The following is a 25,649-nucleotide window of genomic DNA, read 5'->3' on the forward strand; positions in this document are numbered from 1 at the left end:
GATGGTCGATGCACGCTCATGGGCCGGCCGCGTGATGACAGAGCGGCCGGCCTGCGGAGCACCAGTATTCCGGACCTCAACATCGCAGGAGCGCAGAAGCAGTGTCGCCTTCTTCCTCACCGGTGACCAGAACCGTCCTCGAGCAGTCCACGCGCGTCCTGCAGACATATGCGGTGGACCCCGGCCTGGTGAATGAACACGCCAACGGAGAACGCCGCATCACTCAAGGAGGATACGGCGACCGTCAGCTCTTCGAGCTCGTCCAGAACGCGGCCGACGAAATCGCCGGCCAGCCGGGCGGGAAGATTCATGTCGTACTCACCGAGACACATCTTTACTGCGCCAACGAAGGAGAACCGGTCACCTCGGAGGGCGCGGAGACCATTCTCCGGATGAGCATGTCGAAGAAGCGCGGCGGCCAGATCGGGCGATTCGGTGTCGGTGTGAAATCCGTTCTCGTGGTGAGTGACGCCCCCGAATTCTTCAGCAGTACCGGGAGTTTCGGTTTCGACCGGGCCTGGTCGTACGAGCAGATCAAGTCCGTGCCCGGTGTCGCCGAGCGCTACGGCCCGGAGTTCGACGCTCCCGTGCTGCGCATGGCGCGCCCGCTCGACGCTCCGACCGAGCGTGCCGCCGATCCCGTCCTCGACGAGTTGCTGACCTGGGCGACCACCGTCGTACGCCTCCCGCTGCTCCCGAGGGCGGACGACCGACTGGGTCGGGACATGCACGGCAACCGCGCCAAGGAAGGCGGCGAACTCCGCGAGGAGTTCCCGGTCGGCTTCCAGCTCTTCTCCCCGCACGTCGCGAAGGTCGTCCTGGAGGACCGGCGTCCCCGGCCCCTGATGCGGCGGGTGTTGACGGCACGGCAGGTCGGTGACCTGCACAGCGTGACCGAGGAGCGGACCGGGAAGGCCATGGCCACCATCGGCTGGCGCGTGTTCACCACCACCCACACGCCCGGCCCGAAGGCACGGGCCGACGCCGGTGAACTCCACGACCGGGTGGCGCTCGACCTCTCCTGGGGCGTCCCCGCCCTGGAGAAGGACCCGGTGAGCGGCCTGTACGTCAACTCGCGGGTGCGCGGCCGCGGCAAGTTCTGGTCCTTCTTCCCGACCAAGTACGAGATGTCCCTGAGCGGCATCCTGAACGGCGCGTGGAAGACCAACGAGGACCGGCAGAACCTGCTCGACTCCTCGCCGTTCAACCAGGAGATGATCGAGCAGGCCGCGGCACTCGTCATCGATTCGCTCCCCCGCCTGGCGCCCGCCGAGGACCCCGCCGCCCACCTCCCGCTGCTGCCCGGCCGGGTGAAGGAGGCGATCAGCTGGGCCGACGAGTTCCTGACCCGGGAGATCTGGGCCAGGTCAGCGGTGCGGCCCTCGCTTCCGGACCAGGACGGAGTGCTGCGCGTGCCGACCGAGCTGCGCGTGCACCCTCGGTTCGAGAAGGATCTCAAGCGCCTCGCCGGCTGGCTCCGCATGTGGCACGAGTGCCCGGGGCGCCCCGCGAACTGGTTGCATCCCAGCGCCGAGGCCGACGTCCTGCGCTCCGGCAAGGTCGAGCACATCCTCGCGGCGGCCGGACACGAACGGACTCGGGTGCGCGAGTGGCTGGAGGCGCTCGTCGCCTGCGGCACCGCCGAGGCATCCGCGACAGCGATCCGCATCCTCGCGGACATGGTCGAGATCCGTTCGCCGTACGCCGAGGAGGCCCGACAGGCCGAGATCGTGCTCACCGAGGAGCACGGCCTCGTCGCCCCGGTGCCCGGTCTGGTGTTCCGTCGCGCCGACGAGAATGGCCTGCGCGAGTCCACGAGGTACGTGGTCGGCGACATCGCCCAGGACCCGTCCCTCGCCCACGCGCTCAACGTCCTGGGCGTCCGGGAGGCGGACGCCGAGGGCCGGTTCACCAGCGTCCTGGACCAGGGCTTCGACGGTTACGGCGACTCCGAGTGGGAGCGGTTCTGGGAGCTGTTCCGTCAGGCCGGTGGACGCCGACTGGCGCACAAGGTGTTGGAGCGCGTGCCCGACCCGCGCGAGACGCTGCGGGTCCGCACGGCGGACGGAAGGTTCCGGCCGGCCCGGGACTGCATGCTGCCCGGTGCGGTGGTCGACACGCGACGTGACCCGAGCATCGCCGTCGACGAGAAGTTCCACTCCGACGACCTCTCGTTCTTCCCGGAGATCGGCCTGCGCGAGCGGCCCTCCTCCTCGGTGCGGCCGGACGGCGAGGCGTGGTTCGAGGAGTACCGGGAGGCCGTCCACTCCGCCTACCTGCGTGGACTGGATCAGCGCACGCCTCGCACCGCCCTCAACCGCGTGAAGGTGGAGGGCTCCCCCATCGGTGGCCCCCTGCACCTGTTCCGTTCCCTGTCGGAGGAGTCGCGCGCGGCCTTCCTCAAGGCCCTGCCCGACGACGCCGTGGTCGACAACTGGACGCGTCAGGTCGGCGCGCAGTCCGCCACCCGGCAGGCCGTGGCCTCGCCCATCCGCTGGATGCTCTGGAAGTACGGGACCGTCGCCACCTCCCAGGGGGTCAAGCCGCTGAAGGAAGCCGTCGGCCCCCAGCTCGCCGCGTACCGCGACGTGCTGCCGGTCGCCGACATCTCGCCCGAGAAGGCTCGCAAGCTGCGGCTGCCGATCACGGTCGAGGAGGTGCCGAAGGACCGTTGGAACGCACTGCTGACCGAGGTGTCGCGCAGCGAGGACGATGTCTTCGTGGGCGCCACCTATGTGATGCTGACGCGGTTCGAGGCGGACTTCCCCGAGGACTCGCTCACCCGCTGCCGCGTCGGTGACAGCTGGGACACCCGCCCCGACGACGAGATCACCGTCGCCGTCGGGTCCGCCGAGTACCGGGCACTGCGCGCCGAACAGCTTCCCGCCCTGTTGGTCGCGGACGCCGCGGACGCCGAGCTGATGGTCGAGAAGTGGGGCATGCTCCGCTATGCCGACGTCATCAGCCTGGAGACCCGCGAGGTCCTCGAGGGCGACCCGGTCCCCCTGGTCGAGTTGTACCCGGCGCTGCGCCAGCGACTGAACAGCGGCAACCGGAACAGCGTGGTGCAGCGCTGCACCGAGCTGGAGGAGGTCACCCGGACCCCCAACGGCACCAAGCCCCGCCCGCTGGACGCGGTGCGTCAGGGAAGCACGGTCAAGGTGCGCGTACCCCTGGCCCCCGAGTCGATGTTGCGGCTGATCGACCGCGAACTGGAGCTCGGGCTGGGCGCCGCCGGCTGCCGCGCGGTCCTGGAGCAGCAGGAGCGCATGGCCCGGGACAGCGCGACCAGGGCGGCCGTCAAGGCCGTGCGCGATGCCGAGGACGTCGTCGCCAAGATCGAGCTGTTGATCGGCGCCGAGGCGTTGCGGTCGGGCCTGCCCGAGGGCCTGATGGACGCCGAGGTGCAGGAGACCGGCGCCGAGCCCTCCGGACACAGGATCGCGCAGATGGCCTTCAACGCGCACGGTGACGGCGTTCTCCAGCAGCACGCCCGGGACATCCAGAGCCGTTTCCCCAACGCGCCGGTGGCATACGGCGGTTCGTCGGCCGCGGTCACCTTCGTGTCGGACCTGGGCCTCCCCACCGCCTTCGCCGGCTCCCGGACGCCCACTCCGCCCGCCTTCGAGACCGTCGACGGTCCTCGGGACTTCCCGCGCCTCCACGACTACCAGGAGGACCTGGTACGGAACATCACGGCATTGCTCGACCGGCTCGCCCCCCAGCGCGCGATGTTGTCGCTGCCCACCGGTGCGGGCAAGACCCGCGTCACCGCGGAGGCGGTGATCCGCTGGGTCAAGCAGGCCGGCGACCTGGAGGGCCCTCTGCTGTGGATCGCGCAGACCGAGGAGCTGTGCGAGCAGGCCGTGCAGAGCTGGAAGTTCGTGTGGAGCAAGGTGGGCGCGGAGCGACCGCTCACCATCAGCCGACTGTGGAGCACCAACGAGGTGGGGGACGTCGTCGACCACCCGCACCTGGTCGTGGCCACGGACGCCAAGTTGGAGCGCTGCCTGGGCACCGACGCGTACGCCTGGCTGCGGCAGGCAGCGCTGGTGATCGTCGACGAGGCACACACCGCCGTCTCCAAGCGGTACACGGAGATCCTCGGACAGCTGGGTCTCACCCAGTACGAGACCAGGCGACACCTGCTGGGTCTGACCGCCACCCCGTTCCGGAACACCAACGAGGAGGAGACCCGCCGGCTGGTCGGTCGCTTCGGCAACCGGCGTCTCGACGAGGGCGTCTTCCCCTCCGGCGACCCGTACCGCGATCTCCAGGACTGGGGGATGCTCGCGCAGGTCGAGCATCGCACCCTGGAAGGCGGCCGGATCGAACTGACCCGTGAGGAGAGGGCACAGGCCGACCGGATGGCCATCCTCTCCCGCGCCGCGGAACAGCGCCTCGCCGACGACCACGCGCGCAGCCGCCGCATCGTCGACGAGGTGGTCGCTCTCCCGGCGGACTGGCCGACCCTGCTCTTCGCCACCTCCGTGGATCACGCCAAGTACCTGGCGGCCATGCTGAACGACCGAGGTGTCCCCGCCGCCGCGGTGGACTCGACCACCAGCGCCCAGGATCGCCGCCGCCGGATCGAGGACTTCCGTGCCGGACGTATCCGGGTGCTCGCCAACTACGGCGTCCTGACCCAGGGGTTCGACGCCCCCGCGACCCGGGTGGTCGTGGTGGCCCGCCCCGTCTACAGCACCAACGTCTACCAGCAGATGATCGGTCGCGGCCTGCGTGGTCCCAGGAACGGTGGCAAGGACACCTGCCTGATCCTCAACGTCAGCGACAACATCGCGAACTTCGACAACAAGCTCGCCTTCACCCAGTTCGAGCACCTCTGGAGCCGTAAGTGACCGACGCCTACCTCGACAGTCCGCCGCTCACCGACGAGCAGCGGACCGTGGTCGAGCAGCCCTGGGACTCCCGGGTACTGGTCACCGCCGGAGCCGGGGCGGGCAAGACGCACACCCTGGTGCGCCGGCTCGAAGCCCTGTGCGGCCACGAGGACCCCGACGAGGCACTGGAGGCCGCCGAGATACTCGTTCTCACGTTCTCGCGTGCCGCCGCCCGGGAGCTGCGCGAGCGCATAGCCCGGCACGGGGAGCGGGCCCGCCGGGTCCGTGCCCAGACCTTCGACGCCTGGGCCTACGGCGTGCTCCGCCAGGCCCACCCGGACGGCGAGTGGAGCACGGTCGGCCTCGACGAGCGGATCACCGCCGCGGCCCGGGCGATCGAGAAGGGCGCGCTGGAGGCCGGGGACGCCGTTCCGCCCGCCCATGTCGTGATCGACGAGGTCCAGGACCTGCTGGGTACCCGCCGTGAACTGGTGGAGACGCTGCTCGACCGGTACCAGGACAGCTGCGGATTCACCGTCGTCGGCGACGCCGCACAGGCCGTCTACGGATTCCAGATCGAGGACCCGGCCGAACGTGCCGACGAGACCGGTCGGTTCTTCGACTGGCTGCGCTGCTCCTATCCCGACGACCTGGTGGAACTGCGCCTCACCCGGAACTTCCGCGCCGCGACCCCCGAGGCCCGGATCGCGCTGGCCCACGGGCCCCGGATCCAGCGCACCACCGACGCGGACGACGCCGCCGCGCTCTACGAGGAGCTGCGCGATCTGCTCCTGGAGCCCACCAACGCGATGAGCGGCCTCACCGATCGGCTCACCTTGGACGGGCTGCGTACTCTCTCCGACACCTGCGCGATCCTCACCCGCGACAACCGGGAGGCCCTCGTGGTCTCCGGTCTGCTCCACGAGCACGGTGTCGACCATCGGCTCCGGCGCCCTCTCGAGGAGCGTCCGGTCCCGTACTGGGTGAGCGAGCTGCTGCGCCGCACCGAGGCGACCGGCCTCACGGAGGATCGCTTCCGTTCCCTGCTCGCGGAGATCCCCCTGCCGTACGAGCCGAACGCGGCGGCCCTGTGGGCGGTGCTGCGTCGGACCGCGCGCGGCGCGGCGCGCGACGTGCTCGATCTCGAACGCCTGCGCCGTTCCGTCGCCGACGGCAGGTTCCCCGACGAGGCATCCGATCCGGAGAGCGCCCCGGTCGTCGTCTCCACCGTGCACCGGGCCAAGGGCCTGGAGTTCGACCGGGTGATCATTCTGGCGCCGCCGAGCGTCGCCGAACTCCACAAGCGGTACAAGGAGGAGCTGGACCTCCCCGCGGAGGCCCGAGCCCTGTACGTGGCGATGACCCGCGCCCGCCAGGACCTCTACCACGTGGCACCTCCCGAGCTGCCGATCCTCAGGAGAGCGGGAGGCAGGAGGAGCGGTCGACGGTACGTGGGCGGGTGGCGGTCGTACGACCGGTTCGGCATCGTCGCCGAGGCGGCCGACGTCTGCCGTGACGAGCCGCCGGGTCGCGATCTCGATGCCCCGGCGGTGCAGACGTATCTCCTGGAACGGGTGCGTTCCGGGCACGAGGTGGTGCTGCGCCGGATGCACGAGCTGCCGATGGGCGAGCGCCAGAGTCCGCCCTACGCCCTGGTGCACGACGGACGAATGATCGGTGAGGCGTCGGAGCGGTTCCGCGAGGAGCTGTTCCAGGTGCAGAAGGTGAGCCGTACATGGGATCCGTGGTGGCCGGACGAGATCCACGGTCTGCGGGTCGACACCCTGGAGACGGTGACGGGCAGCACCGCGGCGGGCGCGAACGCCGGGCTGGGTGACCGAGGCGTGTGGATCGCCCCCCGGATCACCGGCATCGGAAGGTACCGCCGGGCCGACATCGACGAGGAGCAGCGCGCATGACGCACGTGACAGGCCGACACTCCGAGCACTACCGCGTGCGGGACGAGGAACTCCTGGCGGGACTTCGCCGAGAGCTGCTCGGCCCGGCGCCGGACGGCGCGCCGGAGGACCGGGACGAGGTGTTGACCCAGGACGCGCCGATCGACCGGTACCTGACCGGCGTGCTCTATCCGCGTCCCGCGAACGCCGCCGCCCGAGAGCGGCTGGACGAGGACGACCAGGAGCGCGGGGACCAGGACACCCCGCTGCGGGGCGGCGGCGACGAGGAGTCCGGGACCGCCCAGGAGGTGGGCTCCGCGGGTGCCCGCCGTCCCTCGTCGATGGGTCTCACCTTCGCGGTGTCCCCGGACGTGAGCGACACCGTCGTCATCTCGGCGCGAGCCGCCGTCTACAAGCCCACCGATGGCGAGGGCCGGCCGATCCCCGCCCGCCGTGCGGAGGCCCGCACCACGTCCGACCAACGCGAGCAGTGGCGGCGCGAGCAGCTTCCGCTGCCCGAGACCGCGGTCGACGTGACGGTGCCCCGACCCGACCGGACGTGGGACCTCGGAGGCGGAGCCGCGCTGCGTGTGAACGTGCGACGTCCCGACCCGACCACCGGCACGGTCACGATCACCGTCACCCTGGTCAACACCCACCAGGTCGGCGAGCGGGAACTCCAGGACGCGTTCTCCCTCTTCCAGTGCGGTCTCACGGTCCGTGCGGCCAACGGCGCCGGCGCCTTCGTCGAGCGTCCCGCCCCGATGGCCGCGCACGACGTCGAGGTGGCCACGAGCCGGTTGCTGCACCGCCATGCCCCGACCTTCGCCGTCGGCCACGGCTGCGCCGCCGAGTGGGACTGGGTGCCGCCGCCGATCGGCGTGACGGACACGGTCCTGGCCGCCGTCACCGAGGTCCACAGCGAGTTCGTGCCCACCGTGGAGGTGCTGCTCACCGACTCCAACCCGGAGATCGACGACTCCGCCCTGTCCATGCTCGGCCTGGCGGAGCGCCCCGAGGCCGAGGTCCTGGCCGCCCTGGAGGCGCTCGCCACGGGTTACGAGCACTGGATCGACCGCAAGGGCGCCGAGGCGGACGCCTTGGCCGGCAGCACGTACGAGGAGTCGGCACGCAACCAGGTGGAGGCCTGTCGCGAGGCGCTCGGCCGCATCCGCGAGGGCATCGCGCTGCTCGGTTCCGAGCCCGATCTGATGCGAGCGTTCCGACTCGCCAACCGCGCCATGGCCGACCAGCGCGCCCGCAGCGCCTGGGTGAAGAGCGGCCGCGCCGGCGTACCCGATCCGGCCGCGGGCCGCTGGCGTCCCTTCCAGATCGCGTTCGTGCTGCTCTGTCTGGCCGGCATCGACGACCCCGACCATCGCGACCGCGGCGTCTCCGACCTCCTGTGGTTCCCCACGGGTGGTGGCAAGACGGAGGCATACCTCGGGCTGATCGCCCTCACCTCGTTCCTGCGTCGCATCCGCAAGGGCGCGGAGGGCGGCGGTGTCACCGTGCTCATGCGCTACACGCTGCGGCTGCTCACTCTCCAGCAGTTCGAGCGCGCGGCGATCCTGCTGTGCGCCATGGAGCGCATGCGTCGGGACACACCCGATCTGGGGGACGAGGAGTTCTCCCTCGGCATGTGGGTGGGCCGCTCGGCCACTCCCAACACCCTGGCGCAGGCCGAGAAGAAGCTGGCCGAGTTGCGTGGCGCCCCCGACAAGCGTCTCGCCACGGAGAACCCCGTCCAGCTGCACGCGTGCCCGTGGTGCGGCACCCGCCTCGACGCCCGCGCCTACGAGGTCGACGAGGACGCGAGGCGGATGCACGTCCGTTGCCCCGGGACCGACTGCGATTTCATCGACGGCCTGCCGGTCCACCTGATCGACGAGGCGGTGTACGACGCCCGACCGACCCTTGTGATCGCCACCGTCGACAAGTTCGCCTCGATGCCGTGGCGCCCTGCCACGGCGGCGCTCTTCAACCGTGACGACCCGAGCGACCGCACGCCGCCTCCGGAGTTGATCGTCCAGGACGAACTCCACCTGATATCCGGACCGTTGGGGACACTCACCGGTCTCTACGAGACCGCCGTGGACGCGCTCGCCGGCCGCCCGAAGGTGATCGCCTCCACGGCGACCATCCGCCGCGCCTCCGAGCAGGGGCGCAACCTCTTCGCGCGTGACGTCCGCCAGTTCCCGCCCGCCGGCCTCGACGCCCGCGACTCGTGGTTCGCCGTGGAGACGCCGCGCGAGGAGAAGGCGAGCCGCCGCTATGTCGGCCTGCTGGCCCCCGGCACCAGTCAGTCCACCCTCCTCATCCGTACGTACGCGACGTTGCTGCACCGGGCCAAGCAGGCACGCACCGAGGACGAGGTGCGGGACGCGTACTGGAGTCTCGTCGGCTACTTCAACAGCCTCCGCCTGCTGTCCGCCGCCGAACTCCAGGTCCACGACGACGTGGTGGCGTACCTGGAGTTGCTCGCCGAGCGGGAAGGGGTGGCGGCCCGCGCCGTCACCAACTACTCGGAGCTGACGAGCCGGATCGACGCCAGCGAGATCCCCGCCCGGCTCAAGGGCATCGAGAAGAGGCTCCCCGACCCGGACGCCGTGGACGTCCTCCTCGCCACCAACATGATCGCGGTGGGTGTCGACGTGGACCGTCTCGGCCTGATGGCCGTGATGGGTCAGCCACAGACAACCGCCGAGTACATCCAGGCCGGCAGCCGTGTCGGCCGCGCGCACCCCGGCCTGGTCGCCGTCATGCTGAACGCCACCCGCTCCCGCGACCGCTCCCACTACGAGAACTTCCTGCACTTCCACTCCGCCCTCTACCGTCAGGTCGAGTCCACCTCCGTCACGCCCTTCTCCGCCCGCGCCCGTGAGCGAGGCCTGCACGCGGTCGTCGTCGCCCTGACCCGCATCCTCGTGCCGGCCGCCCGCCCCAACGAGGCCGCGGGTCGCGTCGACTCGTACGAGCACCTCCTCCGCGAGGAGATCAAGCCCATCCTCCTGAGCCGCGTCCAGAGGGTCGCCCCCGCAGAGGTCGACGCCGTGTCCCACGCCTTCGACGAGTTCGTCGACTGGTGGTGCGACGAGGCCGACACCCACGGCGGACTGCTCTTCGAGCCGCGCAGGGGCAGCCGCGTCCCCTCGCTCCTGAAGTCGTACGACGACGAGTCGGAGCACATCGAGGCGTGGTCCACCCTGTGGAGCCTGCGCGACGTCGACGCCGAGTCCGCCCTGTTCATGGAGGCATCCCGATGACACCGCCCCCCGCACGCCGCCGCCGGGCCCTCCCGGGCGGCGCCGCCCCCGCACGCAACCTGCCCCGACGTGGCGCGATCCGTCGCGCCCAGGCCATCACCACGTACGGGATCGGCTCGCTCGTCGCCGTCGACCACGAGTCGTTCGTCGTCTCCGGCCTGGACGGGGCCGACGAGCACTGGAGCGTCGACGAGTCCCCTCGGATCTTCGAACGCCGCCTCGCTCGTCTCCTGGGCGTCCAGCACTTCCGGTTGCCGCCGGCGTCCGACGACGCGAGCAAGGACGGTCTCCGGGTTCGCCGCTTCCCCCTCATGCATTCCTGTCCCGAGTGCGACGACCTGCGTCGGCATCGCGACTTCGCCCCGCCTCCCGGCCGGAGCGTCTGCGGTACGTGCGAGGTCGACCTGGTGCCCTCCCGCTTCGTACTCGCCTGCGAGGCCGGACATCTCGACGAGTTCCCGTACTGGCAGTGGGTCCATCGCGCCTCCGGCCGCGGTACCACGACCGCCGGCCAGTGCGGTGGAACCCTCAAGCTGCGTTCGTCCGGACGTAGCTCCTCGCTCCGTTCCGTTCTCGTCTCCTGTACCTGCGGGGTGCCCGAGGTGTCCATGGAGGGTTCCTTCCGAAGGAGCGCGCTCAAGGACCTGGGGCTTCGCTGCCGCGGCACCCGCCCCTGGCTCGGCACGTCCGCCGTCGCCCAGAGCTGCGGCCTGACCCCGCGCACGCTCCAGCGCGGTTCATCCGCCGTGTGGCAGCCCGTGTTGAAGTCGGCGCTCTCGATCCCCCCGTGGAGCGACGGCCGCGCCGATCCGCTCGCCGAGTACTGGGACGAACTCCGCGAGCTCGACAATCGCTCGGACATCGAGAGGTGTCTCAAGTTCGCCTTCAAGGGCGAGATCCCCGTCCCGATCGACGAGGTGATGGCGCTCCTCGACGCCGAACGCGAGGAGGATCCCGCCGGCGAGAACACTCCCACCTTCGACCACCGCTACCGCGCCCTGCGCAACAAGGAGTACGAGCGGCTCCGCTCGGGCAACGACGAGCGTGAGCGCTCCCGCGACGAGCAGTTCATCTGCGAGAGCCCGCTGGGCGACACCGCCGTACTTCGCCCGCTCGGGGTCGCCGGCCCCATGCTCGTCAAGAAGCTGCGCGAGGTTCGCGCCCTGAAGGCGTTCACCCGGCTCGCGGACCCCGACGCGCCGATCGAGTCCAACGAGGTACCGCTCTCCGACTCAGGACTCGTGTGGCTTCCTGCCATGCAAGTGCACGGCGAGGGCGTCTTCCTCCGTCTCGACGAGGACCGCCTCGAAGCCTGGGAGAAGGTCCCCGCGGTGGCGGCCCGGGTCGAGCGGATGCGTGCGGCGCACCAGCGGGCGCTGGAGCAGCGCGCGGACGATCCGAGCCGGGTCGCCCCTTCCCCCGCCACCCCCCGCATGGTGCTGCTCCACACCCTGGCTCACGTCCTGATCAACGAGTGGAGCCTGGAGGCGGGCTATCCGGCAGCGGCCTTGCGTGAACGCCTGTACGCCGCGGACGACATGGCAGGGGTCCTCGTCTACACCGCCACGAGCGACTCGGCCGGCAGCCTCGGCGGCCTCGTCGCCCAGGGCGAACCGGACAACCTCGACCGGACGATCCGTTCGGCCGTCCACCGTGCCGAGTGGTGTTCCTCGGACCCCCTCTGCGTCGAGTCGGAGGCCTCCGGCACGGCGGGAACCAACCTCGCGGCCTGCCACGCCTGCGTGCTGCTCCCGGAGACGAGCTGCGAACACAACAACGTCCTGCTCGACCGCGCGCTTCTGGTCGGCACACCGGAAGAGCCTGGCCTGGGCTTCTTCTCGGGGATCGTGGAGCCCTGAGATCGGTCGCAGGACCGCGCGCTAGTGTCGGCGCAGACAGAAGAGCGGACAAACCCACGAAGAAGCACCAAGGAGACACCCATGCCCAGGATTCCCAGCGCGGTAATCGCCGCCGCCGGTCTCGTAGGCGGATACGGCACAGCCCGCTGGACGAAGAAGCGGCCGCTCGGTGGCGTCGTGCTCGCCGCTGCCGGGGCAGTCGCCGCTCGGGAGTGGAACGCGCGGGCCGGGGCCCCCACGGCCGCCGCGCTCACCGGTGCCTACCTCGCCGGCTTCGCCGGGTCGCATCCGCTCGCCAAGAAGGTCGGGGCCTGGCCGTCCGTTCTCGGGGTGGCCGGAGCCGTCGCCCTCGCCTCCTGGGCCCTGGCCGACCGTCGGGGCTGAACAGCACGGAAGGGGCCGTCCGGCAACACCCGGACGGCCCCGGCCTCTCGGGGCCAACGGGTGCTTACCCCACCCCCTGGCCCGGCCTCTCGGGACCCAGGGGTGCCTACCCCACCCCCACCCCCTTCTCCCCCGCCCCCGCAGCCGTCGAGGACGACAGCGGCGTAGCCACGTCCTCCAGGGAGCGGCCCTCCGCGCGGACCGCCAGGAACGCCGCCACCAGGCCCGCCACGCACATCAGCGCCGCGCCGATCTGGAAGGCCAGCACCGTGTCGCCGACACGGCCCGTGCCCGTGAGGTCGGCGAAGAGGAGGGGGCCGCTGATGCCGCCCGCCGCGGTGCCCAGGGCGTAGAAGAACGCGATCGACATCGCCCGCGTCTCCATCGGGAAGATCTCCGAGACCGTCAGATAGGCGCTGGACGCGCCCGCCGAGGCGAAGAAGAGCACCGCGCACCAGCAGGCCGTCAGGGTGGTCGCGCTCAGCGCGCCGCGGTCGAAGAGCCACGCCGTGGCGAACAGCAGGACGCCGGACAGCAGGTACGTCGAGGAGATCATCACCCGGCGGCCCACCGTGTCGAACAGCTTGCCCAGCAGCAGCGGGCCGAAGAAGTTGCCGACCGCGATGACGGCGAAGTAGTAGCCGGTACGGTCCGCCGGGATGTCGTAGAAGCGGGTCAGGATGGCGCCGAAGCCGAAGGTGATCGCGTTGTAGAGGAACGCCTGCCCGATGAAGAGGGAGAAGCCGAGCACCGCCCGCCTGCGGTAGCGGCCGAAGACGGTGCGGGCGATCTCGAGGAACGTCACGCCGCCGCGCCGCCGGATCTCCAGGCGGCCCTCCGGCGCGGGCAGCGGCTCCCCGCGCTCCTCCTCGATCCGCCGTTCGATCCCGGAGACGATCTCCTCCGCCTCCCGGTCCCGCCCGTGGATCAGCAGCCAGCGCGGGCTCTCCGGGACGTGTCGGCGCACCAGCAGGATGACCAGGGCCAGGACCGCGCCCAGGGCGAACGTCAGGCGCCAGCCGATGTTCTCCGGCAGGAAGGCCGTGTCCAGCGCCAGGATGGACAGCAGGGAGCCGCCCACCGCGCCCAGCCAGAAGCTGCCGTTGATCATCAGGTCGACCCGGCCGCGATAGGCCGCCGGGATCAGCTCGTCGATCGCGGAGTTGATCGCCGCGTACTCGCCGCCGATGCCGAAGCCGGTCAGGAACCGGAACAGGAAGAACCACCACGCCTCGGTCGACAGCGAGGTCAGCGCGGTCGCCGCGAGATACACCGCCAGCGTGATCATGAACAGCTTGCGGCGTCCCCAATGGTCCGTCAGACGGCCCCAGAACAGGGCGCCGACGCACGCACCGGCCACGTACAGCGCGGCCGCGGTGCCGGTGACCTGGCCGGAGCTGATCGACAGACCGCTGCCGGGCTCGGACAGCCGGCTCGCGATGTTGCCGACGACCGTGACCTCCAGGCCGTCGAGGATCCAGACCGCGCCCAGGCCGATCACGATGGTCCAGTGCCAGCGGGACCACGGCAGGCGGTCCAGCCGGGCCGGGATGTCACTGCTGGTCGTACCGCCGGCCGCCGACGGTGTCCCGGTCGCTGTGCTCATCGGCACCCCTCGCTCATCGGCACCCCTCGTCGTCGAAGGACGAGTTACGGGTGCCCGCGCCGCGCCGGAACAGACCGGCCGGGCGGGCAGGCTCACCCCGCCGGAGGAGCGTTCAGCCGCCCAGCGCCCGCGAGACGGTGTAGATCACCAGTCCGGCCAGCGAACCGACCACCGTGCCGTTGATCCGGATGAACTGGAGGTCACGCCCGATGTGCGCCTCGATCTTGCGGGTGGTGTGCTCGGCGTCCCAGCCCGCCACCGTCTCGGTGATCAGGGAGGTGATCTCGTCGCGGTAGGTCGTCACCACGTGGACGGCCGCGCCCTCCACCCAGTGGTTCACCTTGCCCTGCATCTTCGGCTCGGTCGCCAGCCGCTGCCCGAGCGAGAGCAGCCCCGCCCGCACCCGCAGACGCAGCTCGCTCTGCTCGTCCTCGGCGGCCGCGACGATCATCGACCGTACGGCGGTCCAGGCGGAGGCGATCAGGTCCTGCACCTCGTCCCGCGCCAGCACCTCGCGCTTGAGCCGGTCCACCCGCGCCCGGGTCTCGGTGTCGGACTGGAGGTCGGAGGCGAAGTCGGTGAGGAAGCGGTCCAGGGCCGCCCGCGCGGGGTGCGCGGGCATCTCCCTCATCTCGGTGACGAAGCGCAGCAGTTCCTTGTAGACGCGGTCGCCGACCTTGCGGTCCACGAAGCGCGGGGTCCAGCCGGGCGCGCCGCCCTCGATGGCCACCATGACGTCGTCCCGGTGCCGCTCCAGCCACTCGTGGGCGCGGCCCACCACCAGGTCGACCACGCGCCGGTGGCCGCCGTCGGCGACGATCCGGTCCAGCAGCTTGCCCACGGCGGGCCCGATCTCCCGCGCGTCTGCCCGCCGGGTGATCGCCTCCCCCACCACCGCCTGCACGTCCGAGTCGCGCAGCACGGTCAGCGCGCCGCGCAGCGCGGTGGCCAGTTCGGCGGTGACCCGGTCGGCGTTCTCGGGCTGGGCCAGCCAGTCGCCGAGCCTGCTGCCGATGCCGACGGCGGCGAGCCGCTGCCGTACGACGTCCTCGGAGAGGAAGTTCTCCCCGACGAACTCGCCCAGGGAGACGCCCAGCTGGTCCTTCTTGGTGGGGATGATCGCGGTGTGCGGGATGGGCAGGCCGAGCGGATGCCGGAACAGCGCGGTGACCGCGAACCAGTCCGCGAGCGCGCCGACCATCCCGGCCTCGGCGGCCGCCGCCACATAACCCGTCCAGGGGCCCGCCCCCGCGTGCCCGGCCCAGGTGGCCAGGGCGTACACGACCGCGACGAACAGCAGCAGTCCGGCCGCCGTGAGCTTCATGCGCCGCACACCGCGCTGCCGCTCCTCGTCGGCCGCCGTGAAGGCGGTCATGGTCCGGTACGACCCGGCCCGTCCGGCAGCCTTGGCCGGCCGGGGAGTACGCCCCGGCTTCGCCTCTTCCGTTTGCGCGCGTTCCATCTCGCTCCGCCCGATCGGTGATCCCGCACACACATTGTCCCTTCCCCTCGGCGTGCGGAACGGACCACGGTTTCCCGGCGTCAGAATGGAGCGAGGTTCCGGGCAGGTGCCCGTCAACTCCGGTCGCTGCCATGCCGCATCATGGTGAACCGATCGCTTCCCGGCTTCCGTCTCCCGAGGAGAACAACGCCAGCGTGACCAAGCGCCACGGTTATGCCCTGCTCAGTGCGTTCGTCGCACTCGTCGTCGCCTTCTCCGTCACGATCCTCATCAGGTCGGCGGCCGGTGACAGCACCTCGGGGTCCACGGCCACGGGCCGGCGCCCGCACGGCTCGTCCGCCGCACCCGCCTCCGCCGGGAACTGGGTCGGCTCCTGGGCCGCCTCCCCGGTGGGTGCCGAGCCCGGCACCGAGAGCATGGGCCTGGCGGGCCGCTCGGTGCGCAACGTCGTGCACGCCAGCACCGGCGGTACGAGCGTCCGTGTGACCCTGTCCAACCTGTACGGGCAGGAGCCGCTGACCATCACTCACGCCTCGGTGGCCCTCTCGGCGGGCCAGGGCACCGCCGCCGCCCGCGCGGAGACGATGCGGCGCCTGACGTTCGACGGCGCCCACGCCGTCACCATCCCGGCCGGGGAGCAGGTGCTCAGCGACGCCGTACGGATCGCCGTCCCGCACGACTCCGACGTCCTGGTCACCACGTACGCCGCCGCCCCGTCCGGCCCGGTCACCTACCACCCGCACGCCCGCCAGATCTCCTACGTCGCGGAGGGTGACCGCACGGAGGAGGCGACGGGTGTCCCGTACGCGGAGCAGACCACCTTCTGGCGGTATCTGACCGCGCTCGACGTGCTCACCGAGGAGGCGCACGGCACGGTCGTGGTGTTCGGCGACTCCATAACCGACGGCATCACCTCGACCACGGGCGAGAACCACCGCTGGCCCGACGTGCTGGCCTCCCGGCTGCGCTCCGCCGCCGGGCACCGGACCGACGCGCCGCGCTACTCCGTCGTCAACGAGGGCATCAGCGGCAACCGGGTGCTCACGGACGGCCTGGGCAGGCCCGCCGAGAACCCGAGCGGGCTGTCCCGCTTCGGCCGTGACGCACTCGGCCACGCCAATGTGAAGGTCGTGGTCATCGACCTCGGCGTCAACGACATCCTGCACGCCAAGACGCCCGGCGACCGGGACGAGATCCTGGACGGCCTGCGCGTGCTGGTCCGGCAGGCGCACGCACGCGGTCTGAAGGTCGTGGGCGCCACCCTGGCGCCCTTCGAGCGCCGCAGGGGCTGGACCCCGGCCCGCGAGCTGATGCGGGGGCAGATCAACGCGGAGATCCGCTCCGGGCGGGTGTTCGACGCCGTGGTCGACTTCGACAGCGTGCTCAAGGACCCCGCCGCGCCGCAGCGGCTGCTCCCCGCGTACGACTCCGGCGACCATCTGCACCCCAGTGACCTCGGGTACCGCAAGATGGCCGACATCTTCAACCTGCGGTTGCTCGAGGGCGCCGGACAGGCGGACCTGTAACCCCTGGCAGGTACGCGGAAGGGGGCCGGTGAATACTGGCCCCCATGACCCGCCTGATCCTCGCCACCCGTAACGCCGGAAAGATCACCGAACTGAGGGCCATCCTGGCCGACGCCGGACTGCCGCACGAGCTGATCGGTGCCGACGCCTTCCCCGAGATCCCGGACGTCAAGGAGACCGGCGTCACCTTCGCGGAGAACGCCCTGCTCAAGGCGCACGCGCTGGCCCAGGCCACCGGACTGCCCGCCGTCGCCGACGACTCGGGGCTCTGCGTCGACGTGCTGAACGGCGCCCCCGGCATCTTCTCCGCCCGCTGGGCCGGCCGGCACGGCGACGACGCCGCCAACCTCGACCTGCTGCTCGCCCAGCTCTCCGACATCGCGGACGAGCACCGGGGCGCCCACTTCGCCTGCGCGGCCGCGCTGGCCCTGCCGGACGGCACCGAGCGGGTGGTGGAGGGACAGCTGCGCGGCACCCTGCGGCAGGCCCCGGCGGGGAGCGGCGGCTTCGGCTACGACCCGATCCTGCAGCCGGAGGGCGAGAGCCGTACCTGCGCCGAGCTGAGCGCGGACGAGAAGAACGCGATCAGCCATCGCGGGAAGGCGTTCCGTGCCCTGGTCCCGGTGGTGCGGGAGCTGCTGGGCTGAGCCCCTGCCTTTGCATGCTGGTGCGGCCGGAGGGACTCGAACCCTCACGGGAGTTACCCCACTGGGACCTAAACCCAGCGTGACTGCCAATTCCACCACGGCCGCCTGCTGCTGCCCGGCCATGCTAGCGGCCGGGCGGCGGCCTCAGATGCCCAGATCCTTGATGATCTTCGCCACGTGACCGGTGGCCTTCACGTTGTACAGGGCGCGCTCGACCTTGCCGTCCTCGTCCACGACGACCGTGGAGCGGATGACGCCGGTGACGGTCTTGCCGTAGAGCTTCTTCTCGCCGAAGGCGCCGTACGCCTCCAGGACCTTCTTGTCCGGGTCGGCGAGGAGGGTGACCTTGAGGTCCTCCTGCTCACGGAACTTGGCCAGCTTCTCCGGCTTGTCGGGCGAGATCCCGATGACGTCGTACCCGGCACCGGCCAGCAGGGCGAGGTTGTCGGTGAAGTCGCAGGCCTGCTTGGTGCAGCCGGGGGTAAGTGCCGCGGGGTAGAAGTACACGATGGTCTTGCGGCCCTTGTGGTCCGCCAGGGACACCTCGTTCCCGTCGGCGTCGGGCAGGGTGAAGGCGGGGGCAACGTCCCCGGGCTGAAGTCGCTCGCTCATCCGCAAAGCCTAACCGGGCGCCCCTGCCGTGCGGTGTGGTGAAGAGCTGACAGACTGTCCGGAACAGCACCAGGAGATTTCGGAGGCCGTACGGTGGCGGAGACGTCGGACACCAGAACACCGGCGCAGATCGAGGCGGACATCAAGCGCCGTCGTGAAGTGCTGGCCGAGACGCTCGACGAGATCGGGGTGCGGGTGCACCCGAAGACGATCGTCGGGGATGCCAAGGCGAAGGCCGTCGCAGGCGTCGACCGGGTCTTCGGACGGACGTACGTGCAGGTCAACCGCGTGATGACCGAGGTACGGGACCAGTTCGTGGACGACGACGGCGCGCCCCGGATGGAGCGCGTGGTGCCCGCCGTGCTGATCGTGGCCGGGACGCTCGGGCTGATCGTCGCGGGGTCGCGCAAGCGCAGGCACCGGCGGTAGGCGGTACGACACCCTTGACCGGGCCGCCGTGGCGAACAGCCGTGGCGGCCCGGAGGCGTGTCGGTGTCGCGCGGGCAGGTAGGTTCGGGGGCGTGAGCGCCAACAGAGACGAGCAGAACACCCCGCACCACGACAAGCTGCCCATCCGGATGCTGCACGACCGGGTGCTCGTGCGGCAGGAGACCGGTGAGGGCGAGCGCCGTTCGGGCGGCGGCATCCTGATCCCCGCGACGGCGGCGGTCGGGCGGCGGCTGGCCTGGGCCGCGGTGGTCGCGGTCGGGCAGAACGTACGCACCGTGGAGCCCGGCGACCGGGTCCTGTTCGACCCGGAGGACCTGGCCGAGGTGGAGGTCCGGGGCATCGCCTACGTGCTGATGCGCGAGCGGGACCTGCACGCGGTGGCCGCGGACCGGTTCGAGGGGTCGGAGGACTCCACCGGGCTGTATCTCTAGCCCCCGCGCCACTCCCGCCCGAGAACGCCGGAAGGGGCTGACGACCGTGGTCGTCAGCCCCTTCCGCTGTTCCGGTGCTACTGGCGCCGGGCCGTCTGCGGGGCGACGAAGCCGCCGGGCAGGCCGCCGGTGCCGGGGTCGGCGCCGCCGTCCGTGCCGCCCGTGCCGGGCTGGCCGCCGGGACCGCCGCCCGTGGCGCCCCCGCCGGTGGCCCCGCCGTCGGTGGCCGGACCGCCGCCCACACCGCCGTCGGTGGTGGCGCCGCCCGTGGTCGGGTCGACGGGCGTGGTGCCCTGGGTCGGGGTGCCGGGGATGCCGCCCTCGCCCTGGCCGCCGTCGGTCGGCGTGCTGCCCTGGCTCGGAGTACCGGTGGTGCCGCCGTTGTCCTGGCCCGCGTCGGTGCCCGGCGAGGTCGAGGGCCTGGTGCTGGGCGCCACGACGTCGGCACCGGCCTGGAGCTCCAGGTCGAACGAGGCGACGGGGCTACCGCGCAGCGCGGCCTTCGTGTACTGCGCCCAGATCTCGGTGGGCGGGCCGCCACCGTTCATCCGGGCCGCGCCGAGGGCTCCGTACAGCGGCTTGTGCTTGGCCGTGACCGGGTCCTGGCCCATCACGGAGACGACCGTGGCCAGGTCGGGGGTGTAGCCCGCGAACCAGGCGGCGGTGTCCTCCTCGGCGGTGCCGGTCTTGCCCGCGGCGGGACGGCCCGCGGCCTGCGCGGCCGTGGCGGTGCCGCCCTCGACCACGCTCTTCAGCACGGAGGTGGTGGTGTCGGCGGCCTCACGGGTGACGGCCTGCTTGGTCTTGCGGCCGGGCAGGTCGACCGGGACGCCGTCCTTGCTGACCTTCTCGATCATCGTGTACGTGCCGTGCCGCCCGTGGTTGGCGAGGGTGGCGTACGCCTCGGTCATCTCCAGCACGCTGGCGGTGGCGGTGCCTAGCGCCATGGACGGGGACGGGTAGAAGTCGGGGGTGTCGGCCGGGATGCCGAGGTCGATCGCGGTCTGCTTGACCTTGTCACCGGTGACGTCGGCGGCCATCTGCGCGTACACCGCGTTGACGGACAGGTCGGTGGCCTTGCGGACGGTGATCTGGCCGTACGACTTCTGGTCCTCGTTCTCCGGGTGGTAGGGGGTGCCGCTCCAGCCCGTCACCACACGCTTGTTGGTGCCGTCGTAGTACGTGTTGGGCGTGATGCGCTGGCCGTCCTGCGTGCTGGAGGAGTTCTGCACGGCCGAGGTGAACACGAACGGCTTGAAGGTGGAGCCGACCTGGTAGTCGCCCCGGGTCGCGCCGTTGGTGTACTGCTGCACGTAGTCGATGCCGCCGTACATCGCGACGATCTTGCCGGTCTTCGGGTCGATCGAGGCGCCGCCCGCGCGGACGTAGGTGTCGGCCTTGCGGTTCTTCTTGTCCAGCTGGGAGATCAACTGGTCGTCGACGGCCTTGACGAAGGCGTCCTGCTTGGGCTTCTGGAAGGTGGTCGTGATGCGGTAACCACCCGAGGCGAGCTGCTCCTTGGTCAGGATGTGGTGCCCGGCGAGGTAGCCCTTGACGGCCTCGACGAGGTAGCCGCGCTGGCCGGACATGCCGGTGGAGACGGTCTGCTCCTTCGGCATCGGGAACTTCATGCCGGTGCGCTCGGACTGGGGCAGCCAGCCCTTGGCGACCATGCCGTCCAGCACGTAGTTCCAGCGGGCGAGCGCGGACGCCTTGTTCTCGGGGTGCGCGATGACGTCGTACTCGCTGGGCGCGTTGACCAGCGCGGCGAGGTAGGCGGCGCGGGGCGCGTCGAGGTCGATGGCGTCGCGGCCGTAGTACGCCTGGGCGGCGGCCTGGATGCCGTAGGCGTTGCGGCCGAAGTAGCTGGTGTTGAGGTAGCCCTCGAGGATCTCGTTCTTCGACTTCTCGCGGTCGAGCTTGATCGAGATGAAGAACTCCTTGGCCTTACGGGTGACCGTCTGTTCCTGGGCCAGGTAGTAGTTCTTCACGTACTGCTGGGTGATGGTGGAGCCGGACTGCTTGCCCTTGCCGAGGGCGGTGTTCCAGCCCGCGCGGAGCATCGCCTTGGGGTCGACGGCGGACTCGGTGTAGAAGTCGCGGTCCTCGGCGGCCAGGATGGCGAACTGGGCGGGCTTGGCGATCTGGGCGAGGCCGACGTTCTCGCGGTTGATCTCGCCGTCGCGGGCGAGCTGGGAGCCGTCCGCGTACAGGTAGACGTTGGCCTGCTTGATGGCCAGGGCGTTGGCGGCCGGGATCTTCACCATGGAGTAGCCGAGGAACAGCAGTCCGATGATCACCACCGCGCCGAGCACGAGGGTGCCGAGCACCATCCGCCAGGTGGGGAAGATCCGCCGCCAGCCGGTGCGCTTGGGCCGCTTGGGCTTCTTGCCGCCACCGGCACCGCCGCCGCCCTCGCCGCCGTCGCTGCCGCTGCCGCTCGCCTGCGGGGTGGCGGTGGGCTCGGCGGGGGTGCGGGGCAGCACGGTGGTGGCTCCGGCGGCCGCGGCCGGGGTGGCGGCGGCCGGGACCGGCTCGGGCGCGTCGGCGCCCGTCCTGGCGGTGTCGCCGGACCGGGGCGCGCTGACCCGGCGCAGCACCTGCGTGCTCTCCGCGGGCGGGGGCTGGTCGGCCTTGACGCGCCGGAGCACCTGGGTGCTCTCGGGCGCCTGCTCCGGCTTGCCGCTCGCGACGCGGGGCTTGGACGACCCGGTCGGCGCGTTGATCCGGCGCAGCACCTGGGTGCTCTCCGCGGGCGGGGTCGCCGGGGTCTCCTTGGCGCCGGACTGGGCGGGCACGGCGGGAGCCTGCCCGGACCTGGCCGGGTTCCCGGTGTCCTTGGCCGGGGTGGCCGCCGGGGTGCCCTTGCCGACCGTCTTCTCCGCCGCCGCGTCGGACTTCCCGGCCGGGGCCGAAGGTGCCACCGGGCGGGGGGTGTTCGGGGTCGCGGAGTCGCGCGCGGGGGCGCTCTCCGGCTGCTGCCCGGCCTTGGCCGCGTCGCGGTCGGCCGGACTCTTGGCCGGTTTCGCGTGCGGTTCCGCTGCTGCGGGCCCCCCAGCCTGCTGAGGTTCTTCTCGCGCCCCGCCCTCGTTCGGCTGCTGCGGCTGCGGCTCGTCGCTCATGTCGTGCACGGACTCCTGTTTCGTCGTACGTTCCCGTACGCCTCGTACGCCTTCTGCGCCCCCTGGTTGAAGACTCTCGCACCTGGTGAACCGTTCCCGGATTCCGGCACGCTTCGGTCACGGAAAACGCGTGGCCGTTCGCGGGGCCGGGGGCTAGGCTCCTGCGCTTCGGTTTCGAGCAGTCCGAGGAGGTGGACCGCCGTGGGCGCTGGACGGTTGTACGGGGCCGTCGCGGCAGGTGGGTTCAGACGGTACGCGACCTATCGCGCGGCCACGGCGGCAGGGGTGTTCACCAACACCGTCTTCGGTCTCATCATCGTGTGCACCTACCGTGCCCTGTGGGACGCCCGTCCGCACTTGGGCGGATATGACCAGGCGCAGGCCGTGACCTACGTGTGGCTCGGTCAGGCCCTGCTGTCGACGCTGGCGATCGGCGGCGGGGGCGTCGAGGAAGAGCTGATGGAACGCATCCGTACGGGTGACGTCGCGGTGGACCTGTACCGGCCCGCCGATCTCCAACTGTGGTGGCTGGCGGCGGACCTGGGCCGGGCCTCCTTCCAGCTGCTGGGGCGCGGGGTGGTGCCGTTCCTCTTCGGGATGCTCTGCTTCCCGGCCTACCTGCCCTCGGACCTGGGCACCTGGCTGGCCCTGCTGGTGACGGTGGCGCTGGCGATGCTGGTCGGCTTCGGCATCCGCTATCTGCTGGCGCTGAGCACGTTCTGGCTGCTGGACGGCGCGGGCATCACCCGGATCGCGTGGCTGGCGGGGCACTTCTGCTCGGGGATGCTGCTGCCGCTGAACGTCTTCCCGGGCACGCTCGGCGAGGTGGTCCGGGCGCTGCCCTGGTCGGCGCTGCTCCAGGCCCCGGCGGACGTGCTGCTGGGCCGGGCGAACCTCCTGGCCACCTGGCTGTTCCAGGCGGGCTGGGCGGTGGCGCTGCTGGGCGCGGGGCGGCTGCTTCAGTCGGTGGCGACCCGGCGGGTGGTGGTCCAGGGTGGCTGAGTACGGCCGGGTCCGGGAGGGGGTGCGGGCCTACGGGCTGATCGCCGGGATGTGGGTGCGGTCCACGATGGCGTACCGGGTGTCGTTCGTGATGACCACGTTCGGGAACTTCGCGGCGACCTTCCTGGACTTCGTCGCGATCATGCTGATGTTCTCCCGCGTGGACGCCCTGGGCGGCTACTCGCTGCCGGAGGTGGCGTTCCTGTACGGGCTGTCGGCGGTGGCGTTCGGGCTGGCGGACCTGCTGATCGGCTCGATGGACCGGCTCGGGCGCCGGGTGCGGGACGGCACGCTGGACACGCTGCTGGTGCGTCCGGCGCCGGTGCTGGCCCAGGTCGCGGCGGACCGGTTCGCGCTGCGCAGGCTGGGCCGGGTGACGCAGGGGGTGCTGGTGCTGGGCTGGTCGCTGAGCCGTCTGGACGTGGAGTGGACGGCGGCCAAGCTGCTGCTGATGCCGCTGATGGTGGCGGGCGGCTGCGGGATCTTCTGCGCGGTGTTCGTGGCGGGGGCGGCGTTCCAGTTCCTGGCGCAGGACGCCTCGGAGGTGCAGAACGCCTTCACCTACGGCGGTACGACGATGCTCCAGTACCCGCCGACGGTGTTCACCGTGGAGCTGGTGCGCGGGGTGACCTTCGTGCTGCCGCTGGCCTTCGTCAACTGGGTGCCCGCCGCCTTCGTGCTGGGGCGCCCCTACCCGCTGGGGCTGCCGGGGTGGACGGCGTTCGCCTCCCCGCTGGTGGCGCTGGCCTGCTGTGCGCTCGCCGGGCTGGCCTGGCGGGCGGGACTGCGTTCGTACCGGAGCACGGGGAGCTGAACCGCATGGCGGACGACGACGGTTTCATCACGCTGGAGAAGGTCGGCAAGGTCTTCGAGGTGCGCAAGAAGGCGGGGTTCCTCAAGCGGGTGCGGCACGAGGTGCGGGCGGTGGACTCGATCTCGTTCACCGTGGCGCGCGGCGAGATGGTCGGCTACATCGGGCCGAACGGCGCGGGCAAGTCGACCACGATCAAGATGCTGACCGGCATCCTCACCCCGACCTCGGGCACGCTGCGGGTCGCCGGGATCGACCCGTCGCGCGAGCGGACGCGGCTGGCGTCCCGGATCGGGGTGGTGTTCGGGCAGCGGACGACCCTGTGGTGGGACCTGCCGCTGATCGACTCCTACCGGCTGGCGCACCGCATGTACCGGATTCCGGACGCCCGTTACCGGGAGAACCTGGACCGCTGCGTCGAACTGCTGGAGCTGGGCCCCCTGTTGGACGTACCGGTACGCCAGCTCTCGTTGGGCCAGCGGATGCGCGGCGACATCGCGGCGGCCCTGCTGCACGACCCGGAGGTGCTGTACCTGGACGAGCCGACGATCGGTCTGGACGTCGTCTCCAAGGCCAAGGTGCGCGGTTTCCTGAAGGAGTTGAACACCGAGCGCGGCACGACGGTCCTGCTCACCACCCATGACCTCCAGGACATCGAGCAGTTGTGCTCGCGGGTGATGGTGATCGACCACGGCCGCCTGGTGTACGACGGTTCGCTGACCGGGCTGCACGCCGCCGGGGACGGCGAACGGACCCTGGTGGTGGACCTGGAGCGCGAACTGCCGCCGATCCAGGCGCCGTCGGCGCGGGTGGTGCGGGTGGAGGGGCCCCGGCAGTGGCTGGCGTTCCCGGCGGGGCAGTCGGCGGCCCCGCTGGTGGCGCACATCGCGGCCGGGTACCCGCTGGTGGACCTCTCCGTGCGCGAGCCCGACATCGAGGCGGTCATCGCGAAGATGTACGCGGAGAAGGCCGTCTCGTAGTCTGCTGTCATGACCGACGACGCTGCCCCGGACCGCCGTTCCCCCGGTCCCGTCCCGGACCTCCGCGCCTCCGACGCCGACCGGGAGCGGGTCGCCGAGATCCTCCGCGACGGGCTGGCCGAAGGGCGCCTGGACATGGCGGAGTTCGAGGAGCGGCTGGAGTCGGCGTACCGGGCGCGCACCTACGGCGAGCTGGCCCCGCTGACCCGCGACCTCCCGGCGCCCGGCGTGTCCGCTCCCCCGGTCTCCTTCACCAAGCGGCCGGTGGACGACGGGAGTTGGGCGTCCCGGATCGTCGGCGGCGAGGGCACGTCGACCGGGGCGGTGGCGGTGCTGTCCGGGTTCCAGCGCAAGGGGCGCTGGACGATGCCGAAGAAGTTCAGCTGCTTCGCCTTCATGGGCGGCGGCGAGATCGACCTGCGCGAGGCGTACTTCGCGGACCGCGAGGTCGAGATCAGCTGCATTGCCGTGATGGGCGGTCTGGAGGTGATCGTGCCGCCGGGGGTCGAGGTGGTGGTGCGCGGCATCGGCATCATGGGCGGCTTCGAGCACCTGGCCCCGGACGAGCCCGGCGACCCGGGGGCGCCGCGCGTGATCATCACCGGGTTCGCGTTCTGGGGCGGGGTCGGGGTGGAGCGCAAGCTCACCCGGGCCGAGCGGCAGCGGCTGAAGGAGCTGCGCCGCCAGGACCGCCTGGACCGCCGCGAGGCCCGCCACGAACTCAGGCGGGGCCGCCGCGACGGGCACTGACC

The 25,649-nt window shown here is 71.4% G+C and carries 17 protein-coding genes and 1 tRNA gene; 13 read left to right on the plus strand and 5 right to left on the minus strand.

Annotated elements, in window-relative coordinates:
- Nucleotides 1-101 precede the first annotated feature (101 nt).
- The 5 genes from ACIPPM_RS12045 to ACIPPM_RS12065 all read left to right on the plus strand — a co-directional run bounded on the left by ACIPPM_RS12045 (nucleotide 102) and on the right by ACIPPM_RS12065 (nucleotide 12,248).
- Nucleotides 102-4,859, plus strand: a complete 4,758-nt coding sequence (locus ACIPPM_RS12045; RefSeq protein WP_401446089.1) for a DEAD/DEAH box helicase — start codon at nucleotides 102-104, stop codon at nucleotides 4,857-4,859.
- A complete protein-coding gene (locus tag ACIPPM_RS12050; protein WP_401446091.1) occupies nucleotides 4,856-6,760 on the plus strand; it encodes a UvrD-helicase domain-containing protein in 1,905 nt (634 codons plus the stop codon). The genes ACIPPM_RS12045 and ACIPPM_RS12050 overlap by 4 nt, the downstream gene beginning before the upstream one ends.
- Nucleotides 6,757-10,005 carry a helicase-related protein gene (locus ACIPPM_RS12055; protein ID WP_401446094.1) on the plus strand — a complete coding sequence of 1,083 codons (3,249 nt, stop codon included), beginning with the start codon at nucleotides 6,757-6,759 and terminating at the stop codon, nucleotides 10,003-10,005. The genes ACIPPM_RS12050 and ACIPPM_RS12055 overlap by 4 nt, the downstream gene beginning before the upstream one ends.
- On the plus strand, nucleotides 10,002-11,864 hold the full coding sequence (gene drmB / locus ACIPPM_RS12060; protein ID WP_401446096.1) for a DrmB family protein: 1,863 nt from the start codon (nucleotides 10,002-10,004) through the stop codon (nucleotides 11,862-11,864). Before ACIPPM_RS12055 ends, drmB begins: the two co-directional genes overlap by 4 nt.
- An 81-nt stretch (nucleotides 11,865-11,945) precedes the next feature.
- On the plus strand, nucleotides 11,946-12,248 hold the full coding sequence (locus ACIPPM_RS12065) for a hypothetical protein (protein WP_401446098.1): 303 nt from the start codon (nucleotides 11,946-11,948) through the stop codon (nucleotides 12,246-12,248).
- A gap of 106 nt (nucleotides 12,249-12,354) precedes the next feature.
- On the opposite strand, the gene ACIPPM_RS12070 is transcribed toward ACIPPM_RS12065, so the two are convergent.
- Together ACIPPM_RS12070 and ACIPPM_RS12075 are read right to left on the minus strand one after the other, a co-directional pair.
- Complete coding sequence (locus ACIPPM_RS12070; protein ID WP_401446101.1) at nucleotides 12,355-13,854, minus strand: MFS transporter; 1,500 nt, start codon at nucleotides 13,852-13,854, stop codon at nucleotides 12,355-12,357.
- A 112-nt stretch (nucleotides 13,855-13,966) separates the two neighbouring features.
- Complete coding sequence (locus ACIPPM_RS12075; protein WP_401446104.1) at nucleotides 13,967-15,316, minus strand: DUF445 domain-containing protein; 1,350 nt, start codon at nucleotides 15,314-15,316, stop codon at nucleotides 13,967-13,969.
- Nucleotides 15,317-15,510: 194 nt separating this feature from the next.
- Between ACIPPM_RS12075 and ACIPPM_RS12080 the strand changes: the two genes are divergently transcribed.
- Together ACIPPM_RS12080 and rdgB are read left to right on the plus strand one after the other, a co-directional pair.
- Nucleotides 15,511-16,842, plus strand: a complete 1,332-nt coding sequence (locus ACIPPM_RS12080; protein ID WP_401446106.1) for an SGNH/GDSL hydrolase family protein — start codon at nucleotides 15,511-15,513, stop codon at nucleotides 16,840-16,842.
- A 44-nt stretch (nucleotides 16,843-16,886) separates the two neighbouring features.
- A complete protein-coding gene (rdgB, locus tag ACIPPM_RS12085; protein WP_393596661.1) occupies nucleotides 16,887-17,489 on the plus strand; it encodes an RdgB/HAM1 family non-canonical purine NTP pyrophosphatase in 603 nt (200 codons plus the stop codon).
- A gap of 18 nt (nucleotides 17,490-17,507) precedes the next feature.
- Here rdgB and ACIPPM_RS12090 read toward each other — a convergent pair.
- Nucleotides 17,508-17,594, minus strand: a tRNA-Leu gene (locus tag ACIPPM_RS12090).
- Between the two features lie 39 nt (nucleotides 17,595-17,633).
- On the minus strand, nucleotides 17,634-18,101 hold the full coding sequence (gene bcp / locus ACIPPM_RS12095; protein ID WP_388994127.1) for a thioredoxin-dependent thiol peroxidase: 468 nt from the start codon (nucleotides 18,099-18,101) through the stop codon (nucleotides 17,634-17,636).
- Between the two features lie 93 nt (nucleotides 18,102-18,194).
- Between bcp and ACIPPM_RS12100 the strand changes: the two genes are divergently transcribed.
- Both ACIPPM_RS12100 and ACIPPM_RS12105 read left to right on the plus strand, forming a co-directional pair.
- Nucleotides 18,195-18,530 (plus strand): DUF3618 domain-containing protein, encoded by a 336-nt coding sequence (locus ACIPPM_RS12100; RefSeq protein WP_393596659.1) that lies wholly within the window; start codon nucleotides 18,195-18,197, stop codon nucleotides 18,528-18,530.
- Nucleotides 18,531-18,679: 149 nt separating this feature from the next.
- Complete coding sequence (locus tag ACIPPM_RS12105; protein ID WP_388994505.1) at nucleotides 18,680-18,982, plus strand: co-chaperone GroES; 303 nt, start codon at nucleotides 18,680-18,682, stop codon at nucleotides 18,980-18,982.
- A gap of 77 nt (nucleotides 18,983-19,059) precedes the next feature.
- Here ACIPPM_RS12105 and ACIPPM_RS12110 read toward each other — a convergent pair whose 3' ends face one another.
- Nucleotides 19,060-21,468: a transglycosylase domain-containing protein gene (locus ACIPPM_RS12110; protein ID WP_401446465.1), complete on the minus strand. Its 2,409-nt coding sequence runs from the start codon at nucleotides 21,466-21,468 to the stop codon at nucleotides 19,060-19,062.
- Nucleotides 21,469-22,305: 837 nt separating this feature from the next.
- Between ACIPPM_RS12110 and ACIPPM_RS12115 the strand changes: the two genes are divergently transcribed.
- From ACIPPM_RS12115 to ACIPPM_RS12130, 4 genes are read left to right on the plus strand one after another with little or no spacing between them, the layout of a single operon-like run.
- The gene (locus ACIPPM_RS12115) at nucleotides 22,306-23,106 is read left to right on the plus strand and encodes an ABC transporter permease (RefSeq protein ID WP_401446109.1); all 801 of its coding nucleotides are present in this window, start codon (nucleotides 22,306-22,308) and stop codon (nucleotides 23,104-23,106) included.
- A 49-nt stretch (nucleotides 23,107-23,155) separates the two neighbouring features.
- The gene (locus ACIPPM_RS12120) at nucleotides 23,156-23,920 is read left to right on the plus strand and encodes an ABC transporter permease (protein WP_401446468.1); all 765 of its coding nucleotides are present in this window, start codon (nucleotides 23,156-23,158) and stop codon (nucleotides 23,918-23,920) included.
- Nucleotides 23,921-23,925: 5 nt separating this feature from the next.
- Complete coding sequence (locus tag ACIPPM_RS12125; RefSeq protein ID WP_401446111.1) at nucleotides 23,926-24,897, plus strand: ATP-binding cassette domain-containing protein; 972 nt, start codon at nucleotides 23,926-23,928, stop codon at nucleotides 24,895-24,897.
- 9 nt (nucleotides 24,898-24,906) lie between these two features.
- Nucleotides 24,907-25,647 (plus strand): DUF1707 domain-containing protein, encoded by a 741-nt coding sequence (locus ACIPPM_RS12130; protein WP_401446113.1) that lies wholly within the window; start codon nucleotides 24,907-24,909, stop codon nucleotides 25,645-25,647.
- Nucleotides 25,648-25,649 lie beyond the last annotated feature (2 nt).

This window comes from Streptomyces sp. NPDC090119, assembly GCF_044747085.1.
GTDB lineage: Bacteria > Actinomycetota > Actinomycetes > Streptomycetales > Streptomycetaceae > Streptomyces.